Genomic DNA, 16,157 nt, shown 5'->3' on the forward strand with positions numbered 1-16,157 from the left:
AGTACGAGATCGACAGGCCGGCCCGGACGGTGCGCGAAAGGCCGGTGGGAGCGGGCTCCCACCGGCCTTTCGCGTCAGCCGAGTACCGAGATCTCCGAGATTCCGCCACGGAAGCCGTCGGACGTCCCGTCCGACGGCAGCTCCGTGATGTGAATCAGCACGTAGCGGGTCCGTACAGGCTTGGCGAGGGACTCCTTCAGTTCGCTCCCCACCGTCGCGAGCTTGGTGAGGCGCTGAGGGAAGTCCGAGAGGGACGACGGGGCCGATGCGTTCGCATCGGCCGCGAGTACTTCGGCCTTCTGCCCGCTGCGGAACATCTCGACCTTGATGTCCTTGACGTCCTGGACACTGCCCAGATCGACGACTATGCCGCTGCCATCCTTACGGGGCGCGAGATTGCCGAAATTCGCGTAGCCCCGGTAGCGGCGGGTGATCCAGGCGGTACTCGCACTGCCATCGATGGCGTTCGGCGCGTCCTCCGGCTTCATCCCCGAACCACTGGGCATGAACTCCGTCGCACCGGCTATCCGCAGCGGCTTGAGCGGGGCGGGAGGCTTGTTGTCGTCGTTCTCCGGGGTCGTCTGCGTGGTGTCGTCGTTTCCCGAGTCCTTGCTGTGGTCGAGGAGCGTCTCGGCGAGCTGCCAGCTGCCGAGGCCCAGTGCGGCGATGAGCAGCGCGGATACCGTCCACTTGAGGACCTTGCCGGTGCGGCTCTGGAGCGGGGCCGGGGGCACGGCGATCACCGGCTGCGTAGTGACACCGGGGCCGGCGGGCGGGCGCCCGTAGGTGCCCTGCTGGTAGGTCGTGCGCTGGTACTCCGGGGGCGCAGTGAAGGTGGGCTCCGGAGGGCGGATGCGGGGCATCGCAGCGACGGCCTTGGCCAGTTCGTCCGGGGTGGTGCACGGCTGCTCCTGCCGGGAGGCAGTGGCGCCGTCATTGACGAGTGCGCGCATGGCGATCTCGGACAGTCCACGGTGGACACCGGCCCGTACCTGGTCCGGCGCGATCAGCCCCACACCCTTGGGCAGGCCGGACAGACCGTAGGCATCGGTCTCGTACGGCCAGCGCTGGGTCAGTGCGGCGTAGAGCAGGGCGCCGATCGCCTCGGTGTCCGCGCGCTGCGGGCCGTCGGCGGTGATACCCCTCAGCGCGGCGTTCACCGCGAGACCGCGGATCCGGTACTGCCCGGTCGAGCTCCGCAGCACCGCGCCCGGGGTCAGCCTCAGATGCGCGAGACCCTCGCGGTGCGCGGCAGCCATGGCCTGGGAGACCTGGCTGACGAGCTGGTACGCGTCGTGCGCCTCCATCGGTCCCGCGGCCAGCAGCGAGGTGAGCTCGGTGGCGTCGGGAAGCCACTCGTGGACGACGTAGACGAGGTCGTCCTCCTCGACCGCGTCGAGCACCTGCACGAAGCGCGGATCGCCGAGCAGCGCGGAGGAGCGGGCCGCGGCCAGCACCGAACGGGCTCGGGGGTGGTCGGCGGGCAGCAGATGGACGCCGACCGCGCGGCGCAGTTTCTCATCGACAGCGCGCCAGCTGCTGAACCCGTCCAGACGGGTGACGCACTCTTCGAGCCGGTAACGTCTGGCCAGTTTGTGCCCGCTGTGCAGATCAGGGGTCGGCAGAGTGGCCTCGGGGCTGATGCGCTCACCGTCCGTGTCCTGAGGCTTGTTGCCCGTTGTGTCCTGAGCTTTCGCCGTCCCGTCGGTCGTGGCCTCGTCCGCCTTGGCGGCCAGCGGTTTATCACCGCTGTTGTCGGCCACGTCGACGGCAGCCGTGCTACGTTCCGCCACCGTCGTTCCTGCCTCCCCATCCGTTGCGCGATGCCAGCCAGCCCTGCACAGTCACGCCAATTGTGCCCACACTCCGGCGTTATGCACGACACGCAAGGGGCGGTGATGGTTGTGCGGCTGTGATCCTCAGCGCCCGAGCCGCCCTCGGACCATGCCGACCATGCCGTTGATCTCTTCGATCCGCATCCGCTTGGCGGCGACGAAGAAGACGCCCAGCAGAACGGCCCCACCGCAGATCAGCGCGACGAGTGAGCCGAAGGCGCTTTCGCCGAGGCCCATGAGAACAGCGAAGCCGACGCCGCCGCCGAGCGCCGCTGCCGGGATGGCGGCCAGACACAGGCGGGCGTAGGTGCGGACGACGTGTGCGCCGTCCAGATCGCCGCCCAGCCGGTTGCGCAGCCGTCGCCACGCGATGCCCACGCCGACGGCGTAGGCGAGTCCGTACGCGGCAGCCATGCCGACCACGGCCCACTGGGCCGGCAGGATCACGTAGCAGAGAGCCGAGGCGGCCGCGTTGACCGCGGCGACGATGACCGTGTTGTAGAAGGGCGTCCGGGTGTCCTCGTAGGCGTAGAAGCCTCGCAGCACCACGTACTGCACGGAGTACGGGATCAGGCCGAGACCGAATGCCATGAGGATGAAGCCCATGGACCGGGCCGCTTCGGTACCCGCGGAGGCATACAGCAGGGTGCACATCGGCAGGCCGAGGGCGAGGAACATGAAGGCCACCGGCACGATCGCCACGGCCGAGTTCCGCAGTCCCTGGGAGATGTCGTCGCGGACGGCGCCCGGGTCGTCGTCGTGGGCGGCGCGGGAGATGCGGGGCAGCAGGGCCGCCATGACCGACACGGTGATGATCGCCTGCGGCATGCCCCAGATGAGCTGGGCGTTGGAGTACGCGAGGATGCCGGTGCCGTCCTTGCCGGACAGTTTGCCCGCCGAGGTCGCGAGCTGGGTGACGACGAGCACGCCTGCCTGGTTGGCCAGCACGAACAGGACGGTCCACTTGGCCAGCTTGACCGTCTTGCCGAGCCCGTGTCCCTTCCAGTCGAAGCGCGGCCGGAAGCGGAAGCCGGCCTCGCGCAGGTACGGGATCATGGCCAGGGCCTGGACGACCAGGCCGAGCAGCGTGCCGATGCCCAGCAGCCGGACGCCCTCCGGCGGGATCGTCTGGACCCCCATCTGGGATTCGGCGGAGGTGCCGTAGACCCAGATGAACATGCCGAACGTGAAGATCATGACGATATTGTTGAGGACCGGGGTCCACATCATCGCGCCGAACCTGCCGCGGGCGTTGAGGATCTGGCCCATCACGACATGCACGCCCATGAAGAAGATGGTGGGCAGGCAGTAGCGGGCGAACGTCACGGCGACGCTGTTGGCGGCCACGTCCCCGGCGATCGTGGGCGACATCATGTGGATCAGCCACGGAGCGGCGAAGACCGCGAGCGCGACGATCACACCGAGCGCGACCATCACCAGCGTCAGCAGACGGTTGGCGTAGGCCTCGCCGCCGTCCTCGTCGTCCTTCATGGAACGGACGAGCTGGGGAACGAAGACCGAGTTCAGCCCGCCGCCCACGGTGAGGATGTAGATCATCGTCGGCAAGGTGTAGGCGATGGTGAAGCTGTCGCCGAGCAGTGCCGCACCGAGCGCGGCGGTGATCACGAGGCTGCGGACGAATCCGGTGAGCCGGGACACGAGCGTGCCGGCCGCCATCAGCGCGCTGGACTTCAGCACGCCGGAGGCGCGGCCACCGGACTTGGGCGGTGCGGACGCCGGGGCCGGGGCAGGCTCGGGCTCGTCCGGGACGGGGGAGGGGCCTGCCGGGCCCTCCTGGTCCCGGAACAGGTGGGCGAAGGCGTCAGGCTGTTCACGGTCGTGGGATGCCTGGCTGACGAGATCGTCGACCCCGACGAACTGGGTGGTCGCCGGGTTGTCGCCGTACGGCAGGTGCCGCGACGGTCCGTCGGGCTCGGGGGGTGGGGTCTGTGCCCAGATACGCGGGTCGGGCGGGTACTGCGCCGCGGGCGGCTGCTGGTAGAGCGGCTGGGGCTGCTGGTAGGTGCCAGGGGGCGGCGGCGGGTGCGCGGCGCGGTCGTACAGCGCCTCGGTCACCGGATCCTGGACGGACAGGTCCTGGGCCCGGTAGGGATCGTAGGCGTACGCGGACTGCAGGTACGGATCGCGCGTCGGCGGAACCTGGTCCGGTGCGGGAGGGGCCGGAGGCCCACCGGAAGACCCGGCTCCGCCCGCACCCTGACCGCGGTCATCGTCGTACGGCGCGTTCATCGAAACCCCACCTCATCGTCCCCGGCCGACCGGCCACGACAGACATCGCTCAACGTTCCACTTTCTCACCCGGGCCCGAAGGTGCCCCGCTTTCCGGACCGGTGTCCGGCGTCGGGTCACTCGGCTGCTCGGGATCGCTGCCGTCGCCGCCGGCCGCCCCACCGGCGTTGGCCCGCTTGCGCCGGGTGTACATCTTGATGCCTGCGAGGACCAGCAGCAGCAGCCCGCCGGCGATCACCAGCAGCACGGTCGGGGTGAGCTCGGAGACCTTCACGGTGAAGGTCATCTCTCCGCCGTACGGCGTGCCGTCCTCGGTGTAGAGCTGTGCGGTCATCTGCACCTGACCGTTGATGTTGGCCGCGGCGTCGAACTTCACGGACTGGCTGTGCCCGCCGGCGATCCGGATCGGCTGCTCCGCCACGGCCCCGCCGTTGTTCAGCTTGAGCCGCGTCGCGTTCTCCGACTTCAGCCGGAGGACCAGGTGGTCCACGCCCTGCAACAGCCTGTTCTGCACGGTCACCGGGATCGTGGCGCTGCGGCCGGACAGAGTGACGTCCGACTTCGAGATGAGCTGGACCTCGTTGATCAGGCCCTGCAGGTAGGTGCGTACCGAGTCCCGGTACTGCTGGGCCTCCAGCGGCCGGCCGCGCCACGACGTCGACATGGACCGGTTGACTGCGTTGCCGAAGGGGGTCACCACGCGCTCCGGCCGGGCAAGGATGACCTGGAAGTTGTTGAGCGAGGCCTGGGTGGACTTGATGTCCTGGAACGCCTGGGTGGGCAGCTCCTGGCTGCGGAGCCGCTTCGGGTACTTGGAGGAGCCGGGGACGCTGGTCGTCGCGTCCGCGTCGGGCTTCGCCTCGGCCGCGTCGACGAGCCCGAGGGGCTGGGTCCAGCGTTCGTCGTCGAGGGAGTGCAGAGCAGCGGCCATCGACTGGGCCTGGGCGACCGTCGGCATCCGCTGCGGCGCGACGACGATGCTCCGTTCCTCGTCCGTGTCCTGCTCGGTCAGGGCGAGGGTCTGCGCGAGGAACTTCTGTACGGCGAGGGTGGACTTCCCCGCTTTCGACATATCGCCCTGGAAGGCCGTGGAGAGCCGGTCGTCGGCGACGACGGCGGTGGTACCACCGCCGATGGGACGGGCCGAGGTCGGCGTGTACGGGAGGCTGCCGGTCTCCTGGAGGCTGTCGCTGCGGGCGATCACGTTGTGCGCGCCGGCGGAGGTGGCCACGTCGACGATCGACGGATCCACCGCCCCGTCGACGGGCCACGCGAAGTCGGTCGACGGCTTCACATGCAGGATGGTCTGCACCGTCGTCCCGGCCACATCCGTGGCGGTCTGCAGGTGGCTGAGGGTGCCCGACACGTTCTTGCCACGGTGTGCGAGGGACGCCAGATCGGGATCGGCGAACGGCAGCGCGACGACCTTTCCGTCCGACACCGCGGCTTCCAGCGAGGTGAGCCACTTCTTCGCGACGGCCTGGTTCTTCCCGGCGACGGTGGTGTCGCCGGACTTCACGCGGTAGTTCCGTGCCATCGCGTCGACGCTGGCCAGCAGATCCGGGTCGATGACCCATGTCACAGGCAGCTGGCTGCCCAGCGAGACCAGCTGTTCCAGGCGCCCGCCCGGCGCGAGTTCGGCGGCCAGGTCGTCATTCGCGAACACGGGTGTCTGCTGGTCGTCGGAGCCGGTTTCGGCGGTGACGTGGGGCGACGCGATGAGCGGCCAGAGATAGGTGACCTTCGTCCTGGAGTCACGCTCCTCCTCCTGCCAGGGCAGGAAGGTGCGCTGGATCCCCAGCACGTGGTCGTACCGGGCCCGGGAGGTCTGCCCCGACAGCGAGACACCGAGCTGGTAGACGCCGTCGTCGCCGAGCCCCAGCTTGTCGACCGGGACGGACAGCGTGAAGTCCTGACTGATTCCGGAAGAGAGCTTCGCGAACTTCACCGTGTACTTGCCGCCGAGCGGGGCGGGGTCGCTGCCGGGGACGTAGCCGGTGCGCTTGGCCGCGGTGTCGATCGACATCCTGCCGTAGAGCCTTGGCCCCACTCGCAGGTCGACCTCCGCCTGCGTGATCGTCTCCTTGCCCCTGTTGGTCACGGTGCCGGAGACAGTCAGCGTGTCCCCCTTCACCGGTGCGCTCGGAGCGAGAGTGTCCAGGGACACATCGACCATCTCGGAGCCGGTGGGGGCCTTGGCGGTCCCGCCGGCCTGCGCGGCGGACGCGGTCGGTCCGGCCAGCAGCACGGCGACGAGCGGCGCCCCGATGACCGTGGCGGCTGTGCGCCGCAGCCACCGGCGGGCAGGAGAGGGACCGATCCCCTGAATGTCTGCCGCCTCGGCCACGCGCCTACCCGTCCCTCGTCGTCGTCAGCTGGTGTCGATGGTTGTCGGTTGCTGCGTCCCCGCATGGTAACGATGTGCGCGGGTGCCAAGCGCTGGGGAGTCCGCTACATGATCGGAAGAGTCTTGCAGGGCGCGACGAAACCAGGACGACCGGGCCGGTCCGGGCACGTACCCTTTTCTGTTGTGTCGAACGCCAATGAAGACAGCTCCCGTGCCCTGACCCAGGTGCAGCACCGCGCAGTCAGCGAACTACTGCGGGTGTCACCGGTCGCCGACGATCTCGCACGCCGTTTCCAGGATGCCGGATTCACTCTCGCTCTGGTCGGCGGCTCGGTCCGGGACGCGCTTCTCGGCAGGCTCGGGAACGACCTGGACTTCACGACGGACGCCCGGCCCGAGGCCGTACTGAAGATCGTCCGGCCGTGGGCCGACTCGGTGTGGGAGGTCGGGATCGCCTTCGGCACCGTGGGTGCCCAGAAGGATGGCTACCAGATCGAAGTCACCACATACAGGTCGGAGGCGTACGACAGGACCTCACGCAAGCCCGAGGTGTCCTACGGCGACTCCATCGAGGAAGACCTCGTCCGCCGTGACTTCACGGTCAATGCCATGGCCGTCGCGCTGCCGCAGAAGGACTTCGTTGATCCTCATGGCGGTCTTGAGGACCTGGCCCGCCGCGTGCTGCGCACCCCCGGAACGCCGGAGGAATCCTTCTCCGACGATCCGTTGCGCATGCTGCGTGCTGCTCGCTTCGCCGCGCAGCTGGACTTCGACGTCGCCCCCGACGTGGTCACGGCGATGACGGAAATGGCCGGGCGTCTCGAGATCGTCTCCGCCGAGCGGGTCAGGGAGGAGCTCAATAAGCTGCTGCTCTCCGCCAACCCTCGCAAGGGTCTGGCACTGCTCGTCGGTACGGGTCTGGCACAGCAGGTACTGCCGGAGCTCCCCGCACTGCGTCTGGAAAGTGACGAGCATCACCGGCACAAGGATGTCTACGAGCACTCGCTGACCGTCCTGGAGCAGGCGATCGACCTGGAGGAGGACGGGCCCGATCTGGTTCTGCGCCTTGCCGCTCTCCTTCACGACATCGGCAAGCCGAGGACGCGGCGCTTCGAGAAGGATGGGCGCGTCTCGTTCCATCACCACGAGGTGGTGGGCGCCAAGATGACCAAGAAGCGGCTGACCGCGCTCAAGTACTCCAACGACACGGTCAAGGACGTCTCGAAGCTCGTGGAGCTTCACCTGCGTTTCCATGGTTACGGCGACGGCGAGTGGACCGACTCCGCGGTGCGCCGCTATGTGCGTGATGCGGGCCCGCTGCTGGAGCGGCTGCACAAGCTGACCCGCTCGGACTGCACCACGCGGAACAAGCGCAAGGCCGCCGCCCTCTCGCGGACCTATGACGGGCTCGAGGAGCGCATTGCGCAGCTGCGGGAGCAGGAGGAGCTGGATGCCGTCCGGCCCGACCTGGACGGCAACGAGATCATGAAGACGTTGGGTGTCGGTCCCGGGCCGGTGATCGGCAAGGCCTACGCGTTCCTGCTGGAGCTGCGGCTGGAGCACGGGCCGATGGAACACGATGTGGCGGTCGAGAAGCTCAAAACGTGGTGGGCCGCGCAGGGCTGAGGCGGCTGAAGGCCTGATCGGTCGGAGATCGGAAACGGGTGCGGTCATGTTTCACGTGAAACATGACCGCACCCGTTTCGGTGGGGGGCGCTGTTTCACGTGAAACAGCGCCCCTCGCCACAGCGCTTCTCACGTATGCCGGAGCGCCCTCTCGGCGCGGCTCCACCGGAACAGCGGCACGGCGACGACCGCATAGAGCACGGCCACTCCGATCACCACTGCGAACGACTGCCCGTCAGGAGGCAGCATCAGGGCGGAGACTGCGGCAGCGCCCACGAACGCCACGTTGAACAGCACGTCGTAGAGGGAGAAGACCCGGCCGCGGAAGGCGTCGTCCACCGAGGTCTGCACCACCGTGTCCGTCGCGATCTTCGCCCCCTGAGTGATGAGTCCGAGGACGAATGCCGCGACGAGTATCGGCGCGGGAACGAACCACAGCCCCAGCGCGGGTTCGAGGACGGCGGCCGCTGCCGCGCACACCGCCATCCAGCGGAACCGCCCGAGCCACCCCACCGCCCACGGTGTCACCACGGCCGCCGCGAAGAAGCCCGCACCCGATATCCCCACAGCCAACGCGAGGAGGGCCAGGCCTTCGGACTCGCTGTCGGACCAGGCATACCGGCACAGCATCAGCACCATCACGGTCAGTGCCCCGTAGCAGAAGCGGATCACGGTCATGGCGACCAGCGCGCGGGTGGCCTGCTTTCGCTCCGCCAGATGGCGCAGCCCGGCGGCGAGCCCCCGAGCTGTAATGGCCAGAGCCTTTCGCAGCCGGATGCGGCTCCCGTCCTGATCCGGTCCGAGGAGTCCGGTGGCCAGACTCAGGGAGGCCAGTGCCGAAGCGAGGTAGAGCGCCGCGCCCAGCAGCACCACCGCAGCGTCGGAGTCGGCGAGCAGTAGCCGCACGACGAACGCGAGGCCGCCACCGGCCGTGGCGGCGAGCGTGCCCGCGGTCGGCGAGAGCGAGTTGGCCAGCACCAGCCGGTCGCTGTCGACGACACGCGGCAGCGCGGCCGAGAGCCCGGCCAGCACAAAACGGTTGACCGCGGTGACGCACAGCGCCGAGACGTAGAAGAGCCAGTCGGGTGCGGCGCCGAGGATCAGGAATGCGGTGCAGCAGGCGAGTGCGGCGCGCAGCAGGTTGCCGTACAGAAAGACCTGCCGGCGTGGCCAGCGGTCCAGCAGGACGCCGGCGAAGGGGCCGATGAGCGAGTACGGCAGGAGCAGCACGGCCATGGCGGAGGCGATGGCCCCCGCCGATGCCTGTTTCTCGGGGGAGAAGACGACATGCGCCGCCAGCGCGACCTGGTAGACGCCGTCCGCCGACTGGGAGAGAAGCCGTACGGCGAGCAGGCGACGGAAGTTCCGAAGGCGCAGGAGTACGCGCAGATCACCGACGACTGGCATGTGATCAAGGGTCACATACGTTGAGGGTCCCCGGGCGGATGACCCGGGGACCCTCAACGGTGCGGAAAGGAAGGAGCGTTGCCGCTCGTCACCGAGCCGCGTCGACGCGCCGTGTCCGGTCGCGTCAGTTGGCGATCTCGCCCTTGATGAACTTCTCGACGTTCTCGCGGGCCTCGTCGTCGAAGTACTGGACCGGCGGGGACTTCATGAAGTACGAGGACGCGGAGAGGATCGGGCCACCAATGCCGCGGTCCTTGGCGATCTTCGCGGCGCGGACGGCGTCGATGATGACACCGGCGGAGTTCGGGGAGTCCCACACCTCGAGCTTGTACTCCAGGTTCAGCGGAACGTCACCGAAGGCACGGCCCTCGAGGCGCACATAGGCCCACTTGCGGTCGTCCAGCCAGGCCACGTAGTCCGACGGACCGATGTGGACGTTGTCCGCACCGAGCTCGCGGTCACGGATCTGGGAGGTGACGGCCTGCGTCTTGGAGATCTTCTTGGACTCCAGGCGCTCACGCTCGAGCATGTTCTTGAAGTCCATGTTGCCGCCGACGTTCAGCTGCATCGTGCGGTCCAGGATGACGCCCCGGTCCTCGAAGAGCTTCGCCATCACGCGGTGCGTGATGGTGGCGCCGACCTGCGACTTGATGTCGTCGCCGACGATCGGGACACCGGCCTCGGTGAACTTGTCCGCCCACTCCTTGGTGCCGGCGATGAAGACCGGGAGAGCGTTGACGAACGCGACCTTGGCGTCGATGGCGCACTGCGCGTAGAACTTCGCGGCGACCTCGGACCCGACGGGCAGGTAACAGACGAGGACGTCGACCTTGCGGTCCTTCAGGATCTGGACGACGTCGACCGGGGCCTCGGCCGACTCCTCGATGGTCTCGCGGTAGTACTTGCCCAGGCCGTCGTGGGTGTGGCCGCGCTGGACCGTCACGCCGGTGCTGGGAACGTCGGCGATCTTGATGGTGTTGTTCTCGCTCGCACCGATGGCGTCCGCGAGGTCGAGGCCGACCTTCTTCGCGTCGACGTCGAAGGCGGCGACGAACTCGACGTCCCGAACGTGGTAGTCGCCGAACTGGACGTGCATCAGGCCGGGCACCTTGCCGGCCGGATCGGCGTCCTTGTAGTACTCGACGCCCTGGACCAGCGAGGCGGCGCAGTTGCCCACGCCGACGATGGCTACGCGAACCGAACCCATTCCGGTTGCTCCCTGTGTGTAATGGATGTTCCCGATGAAGTCCCGCAGATCTGCGGGGACCTCACTTTGAGGTGTCGTCGGACGGATCCGGCAGGGTGTCACCCCGGTGCCGGGGCAGGCCGTCCGTCTCTCCTGCTGTGTTCTGCTGAGCTTCGCCCCCGGGCGAGGATCGTCGCTGATCCCGCCCCGACCGCTCGCTCTCGATGAGCTCGTTCAGCCAGCGCACTTCGCGCTCCACGGACTCCATGCCGTGTCGCTGCAGCTCAAGTGTGTAGTCGTCGAGGCGCTCGCGGGTGCGGGCCAGAGAGGCCCGCATCTTCTCCAGGCGCTCCTCCAGCCGGCTGCGCCGGCCTTCCAGCACCCGCATCCGCACCTCGTGCTCCGTCTGCCCGAAGAAGGCGAAACGGGCTGCGAAGTGCTCGTCCTCCCAGGAGTCGGGGCCGGTGTGCGAAAGCAGCTCCTCGAAGTGCTCCTTACCTTCCACCGTCAGCCGGTAGACGATCTTGGCGCGGCGCCCGGCCAGTGAGGAGGCGGGGGCGACCGCACGGCCGGCGGCGGGCGGAAGGACGGCCGGGGCTGTTCCCGGCTCCTCGATCAACCAGCCGTTGGCGACCAGCGTCTTGAGGCAGGGGTAGAGGGTGCCGTAGCTGAAGGCGCGGAAGATCCCCAGCGACGTGTTGAGGCGTTTGCGCAACTCGTACCCGTGCATCGGGGACTCGCGGAGCAGACCGAGAACGGCGAATTCGAGGATGCCGGAGCGTCTGCTCAACTTCGTCTCCTCCTTCTCCGAGTGCTCTCGCGGGGCCCTGTGCCGAGCTGATGTACCGAGCTGATGTATCGACTCGATACATCATGACGATAGATCGGTCGTCGCCCTGGGACAAGAGGGGGCTTCGTGAACGGCGTCACATCGCGAATTCATAGGCACCGACTTGCGTTGTTTGGGGTGAAGTTCGGCCCTAGGAGGGTTTTGACCGTGCGTAGTCTGTGCGGCATGCAGACCACCGGGAACCGCGAGACGGCCGCGCGCGTCAGTCTTCGCGGACCAGTCGGAGGTACTGCGGATGAGCCTGTCGCAGGGCTGGGCCGTCATTCGGGGGGACCGGATCTCAGCCGCCGCTTCCAGGCGTTCTTGCCTGCCCGAGGAGTAGTCGTTCCATGAGCGAGCACCGTCGCAAATCGCCCCAACCGCAAGGTGGCGGGCGGGCAGCGGCCAGACGAGCCGCCCAGCAGTCCTCCGGACGCCGAGCCGCTCCGTCACGCGGAGTAAGTTCCGAGTCACCGTCCGAGTCGCCCTCCGGTTCGCGGGGCGGGGACAGCCCGTACGGCGGGCGCGCGGCGGCCAGACGGGCCGCCCAGCGCGGCGGCCGTGACGGCGGTGGTGGAGGCGGCGGTCGTCGTCGCGGTGGTGGCGGTGACAGCGGACACGAGGGCCCGGGACGGGGGCGTGGCCGCGGTGGCCAGGGTCCCGTCAAGAAGCGCTTCATCGACTACCCGCGCGCCGGGAAGTACGGCGCGCGGCGCTGGGTGCCGTCCTGGAAGCTCGTCTCCAGCCTCTGCATCGGCTTCCTCGGCCTGCTCATGGGCGTGGCCGGCATCTCGTACGCATTGGTCGGCACCCCCGATGTGAACGACACCGCGAAAGCGCAGAACAACGTCTATTACTGGGACGACGGCAAGCAGATGGTCGCCACGGGTGGTGAGGTCAACCGTCAGATCATCGGTTACGAGCAGATCCCCGAAGCCATGCGGAACGCGGTCATCTCGGCCGAGAACAAGTCCTTCGAGCACGACAGGGGCATCGACCCCATGGGCATCGCCCGTGCTCTGTACAACATGGCGACCGGCGGCCAGACCCAGGGTGGATCGACGATCACCCAGCAGTACGTGAAGAACTCGCGTCTGTCTCAGGAACAGACCCTGAGCCGGAAGTTCCAGGAAATCTTCATCACGCTCAAGGTCACCAACGAGATGGACAAGAACAGGATCATCACCGACTACCTCAACATCTCGTACTACGGGCGAGGTGCGTCGGGGATCCAGGCGGCGGCCCGTACGTACTACGGCAAGGACGCCACGGAGCTGAACCCGAGCGAGTGTGCGTTCCTGGCCACGCTGCTCAAGGGCGCCACCTACTATGATCCGGCGGGCGCCGCCGAGGTCGATTCCAAGCAGGCCACCAAGGCGAAGAACACCGCACGGGCCAAGAAGCGGTGGAAGTGGATCCTTGACGAAGAGGTCAAGGACAAACGCCTCTCGCAGGCGGAGCGCGACAAGTACACCAAGTTCCCGATGCCCCTCCCGCCGAAGAAGAACGCCCAGCTGGGCGGTCAGATCGGTTACCTGGTCGACCTCGCCAAGACGTACGCCATCAGCAACGTCAAAAACATGACGGCGGAAAAGCTCGCCCAGGGCGGCTACGAGATCCACACCACGTTCAACCACACGAAGGTCGACGATCTCAACGCCGCGGTCAAGAAGGTCTACGACAGCAAGATCAAGCCGAAGGAACGCCCCGACACGGACACACACGTCGAGTTCGGCGGCGGGTCGGTGAATCCCAAGACCGGTGCCATCGAGGCGATCTACGGTGGTCAGGACGCGACCAAGCACTACACCAACAACGCCAACCCCACCGGTGCGCAGGTCGGCTCGACCTTCAAGCCGTTCGTGCTGGCGGCAGCGATGGAGTACGGCAGACGCGACCCCTTGAAGGGGGAGGACCAGGGTCTGTCGGACCGCGAGAAGGTCTCGCCACTGAGCATCTACAACGCCGACGACAAGTTGAAGATCAAGAAGTACAACGGCGAGATCTGGACCGACGAGAAGGGCGAGGAGTGGCTGCAGACCAACGACGGTCATGAGTCGAAGGGCAACATCACCCTTCGCGAGGCGATGCAGCACTCCGCCAACTCCCCGTACGTACAGCTCGGCATGGACGTCGGCACCGACAAGGTGAAGGCCGTCGCCATGGCCGCCGGGCTCAAGGACGACGACACCATGGCGGATTCACACGTACCGTCGTTCTCCATCGGTACGTCCTCGGCGAGTGCGATCCGTATGGCCGGTGCGTACGCGACCTTCGCCGCCAGCGGTATGCAGCGTGATCCCTACTCGGTCACCGAAGTGAAGTACGAGGGCGATGTCGTCTACCGGCACAAGGGTGTCCCCAAGCGCGCGTTCGAAGCCAATATCGCCGACAACGTCACCGACGTCCTGAAGAACGTCGTCGAGCACGGAACCGGTACCCCCGCGCAGCTTCCCGGCCGCGACGTAGCGGGCAAGACGGGTACGACGGACGGCAACAGGTCGGCCTGGTTCGTCGGCTACACCCCGCAGCTGTCGACGGCCATCAGCATGTACCGGCTGGACGACGACGAGAAGAACACCCACCGTGAGTTCGAGAAGATGTTCGGTACGGGTGGCGAGGAGAAGATCCACGGTGCCTCGTTCCCGGCTCAGATCTGGCATGACTACATGGCGGATGCGCTGAAGGGCGAGAAGGCCCTGAGCTTCCCGACGCCGACGCCGATCGGTGACAAGGTCTACGGCGGCGGTGCGCAGAGCCCCAGGCCCACGCCCACCGCCGTGGAGTCGCCCTCGCCGTCCGCCTCGGCGTCCGAGTCGCCCTCGATGACCCCGTCCCCGCCCGCTCCCGACCCCAGCGAAACCTGTCGCCCATGGGACAGGAACTGCCAGAACAGCAACGGCGGGACCAGTTCCGGTGCTGCGAACGGCGGAGACGTCGGCGGTCCCAGCACCGACCCGTCGACGTCCGCCTCTCCACCGGACGGCGGAAATGGCAACGGAAATGGCAACGGCAACGGGAACGGCAACGGGAACAATGGCGGGATCTTCGGAGGTCCGGGCGGCTGACGCCCGTCCGCCCGCAGAGACCGGCGACCCGGTCCGGTCATGAGGGCCGCCGCACCACACGGTGCGGCGGCCCTCGTCGTTCCCGCAGTCCCGTACGGCAGGATGAGCGGCATGCCAAGCGCAGAAGAGACGAGTGTGCACGAGGAACGGCCCGTCGTACGGCCCACGCACCAGGACGAGATCGCCGAGGCCGGCAGCGAGCTGATCGGCGGGCGGTCGGGGCGCTGGACACGGCTCGGCAGCACGGCACTCACGCCCGTGGGCGTCATCGCGCTGGTGGCCCTCGGGATGTTCGCGCTGGGCATGGTGCAGAAGCTGCCCTGCTACAACTGGGCGTGGTTCAGGGGCGCCGGCTCGCAGTACACGCACGCCTGCTACTCGGACATTCCGCATCTCTACGTGGCACGTGGCTTCTCCGAGGGCCTCGTACCGTACTTCGACCGGCTGCCCGGCGACATGCAGTACCTGGAGTACCCCGTTCTGACGGGCGTGTTCATGCAGATCGCGTCCTGGCTGACGCCGGGCGGATCAATTCAGCACCGTGAGCAGATGTACTGGATGGTCAACGCGGGCATGCTGATGATCTGCGCCGTGATCATCGCCGTCTGTGTTGCCCGTACGCACCGGCGCCGCCCCTGGGACGGGCTGCTCGTCGCCCTCGCGCCGGCCTTCGCGCTCACCGCGACGATCAACTGGGACCTGCTGGCTGTCGCGCTGACGGCCGCGGCGGTGCTCATGTGGGCCCGGGGACGGGCAGTGGCGTTCGGCATCCTCATCGGGCTCGCCACGGCTGCCAAGCTCTATCCCGTGCTGCTGCTGGGGCCGCTCTTCGTGCTGTGCTGGCGGGCGGGCAAATGGCGGGAGCTCGGCCTGGCGGCGCTCGGGACGGCGGCGTCCTGGCTGGTGGTGAACCTGCCCGTGATGGCCTTCGCGCCCGAGGGGTGGAACAAGTTCTACACGTTCAGTGAGGAACGGGGCATCGACTTCGGTTCCTTCTGGCTGATCATCACCCAGCGCACCGGCATCACGATCGAGGTCTCGACCGTCAACGACCTGTCGATCCTGCTGATGCTCGCGCTGTGCGCGGCCATCGGCGCGCTGACGCTGACGGCGCCGCGCAGGCCGCGCTTCGCACAGCTCGCCTTTCTCGTCGTCGCCGCGTTCATCCTCGTCAACAAGGTCTACTCGCCGCAGTACGTGCTGTGGCTGATCCCCCTCGCCGCCCTCGCGAGGCCGCGCTGGCGCGACTTCCTGATCTGGCAGGCGTGCGAGGTCATGTACTTCCTGGGTATCTGGATGTACCTCGCATACACGACAAGCGGGGACAAACACCAGGGGCTCCCCACGGAGGGATACCAGCTGGCGATCATCCTGCATCTGCTGGGCACGCTGTACCTCTGCGCCGTCGTCGTACGCGACATCCTCATGCCGGAGCGGGACGTCGTGCGACGCGACGGGTCGGACGATCCGTCCGGCGGGGTGCTCGACGGCGCCCGGGACGTGTTCGTACTGCGGCGGGCGGCGCATCCGCCACGCCATGCCGTGCCCGCCGTGGAGGGGCCGCGGGTGGACTGGGGCGAGGCGCACGGTCCGGTCGCGGACTGAGACG

9 protein-coding genes are annotated in these 16,157 nt (G+C 67.9%); 3 read left to right on the forward strand and 6 right to left on the reverse strand.

The features are described 5' to 3' along the window. Positions 1-74: 74 nt before the first annotated feature. The 3 genes from OG936_RS17165 to OG936_RS17175 form a co-directional block, all read right to left on the reverse strand. A complete protein-coding gene (locus OG936_RS17165) occupies positions 75-1,793 on the reverse strand; it encodes a protein kinase family protein (protein ID WP_406495720.1) in 1,719 nt (572 codons plus the stop codon). A gap of 126 nt (positions 1,794-1,919) precedes the next feature. After that, positions 1,920-4,085, reverse strand: coding sequence for a murein biosynthesis integral membrane protein MurJ (murJ, locus tag OG936_RS17170; RefSeq protein ID WP_406495722.1), 2,166 nt, complete (start codon positions 4,083-4,085; stop codon positions 1,920-1,922). A 49-nt stretch (positions 4,086-4,134) separates the two neighbouring features. Next, complete coding sequence (locus OG936_RS17175) at positions 4,135-6,432, reverse strand: DUF6049 family protein (protein ID WP_406495724.1); 2,298 nt, start codon at positions 6,430-6,432, stop codon at positions 4,135-4,137. Positions 6,433-6,615: 183 nt separating this feature from the next. Between OG936_RS17175 and OG936_RS17180 the strand changes: the two genes are divergently transcribed. Beyond that, positions 6,616-8,058, forward strand: a complete 1,443-nt coding sequence (locus OG936_RS17180) for a CCA tRNA nucleotidyltransferase (protein ID WP_266747329.1) — start codon at positions 6,616-6,618, stop codon at positions 8,056-8,058. A gap of 129 nt (positions 8,059-8,187) precedes the next feature. Here the strand turns inward: OG936_RS17180 and OG936_RS17185 are convergent, their stop codons facing one another. From OG936_RS17185 to OG936_RS17195, 3 genes are all read right to left on the reverse strand, one after another. Next, the gene (locus tag OG936_RS17185) at positions 8,188-9,465 is read right to left on the reverse strand and encodes an MFS transporter (protein WP_406495725.1); all 1,278 of its coding nucleotides are present in this window, start codon (positions 9,463-9,465) and stop codon (positions 8,188-8,190) included. 124 nt (positions 9,466-9,589) lie between these two features. Then, entirely contained in the window at positions 9,590-10,672 is a 1,083-nt protein-coding gene (locus OG936_RS17190) for an inositol-3-phosphate synthase (protein WP_406495727.1), read from the reverse strand. Positions 10,673-10,733: 61 nt separating this feature from the next. After that, entirely contained in the window at positions 10,734-11,441 is a 708-nt protein-coding gene (locus tag OG936_RS17195) for a helix-turn-helix transcriptional regulator (RefSeq protein WP_406495728.1), read from the reverse strand. A 389-nt stretch (positions 11,442-11,830) separates the two neighbouring features. Here OG936_RS17195 and OG936_RS17200 point away from each other — a divergent pair, with 389 nt between their 5' ends. Then, positions 11,831-14,548 carry a transglycosylase domain-containing protein gene (locus OG936_RS17200; protein ID WP_406495729.1) on the forward strand — a complete coding sequence of 906 codons (2,718 nt, stop codon included), beginning with the start codon at positions 11,831-11,833 and terminating at the stop codon, positions 14,546-14,548. A gap of 111 nt (positions 14,549-14,659) precedes the next feature. Beyond that, on the forward strand, positions 14,660-16,153 hold the full coding sequence (locus tag OG936_RS17205; RefSeq protein WP_406495731.1) for a glycosyltransferase family 87 protein: 1,494 nt from the start codon (positions 14,660-14,662) through the stop codon (positions 16,151-16,153). The last annotated feature ends 4 nt before the right edge of the window (positions 16,154-16,157 follow it).

The organism is Streptomyces sp. NBC_00846 (genome assembly GCF_045207325.1).
Taxonomy (GTDB): Bacteria; Actinomycetota; Actinomycetes; order Streptomycetales; family Streptomycetaceae; genus Streptomyces.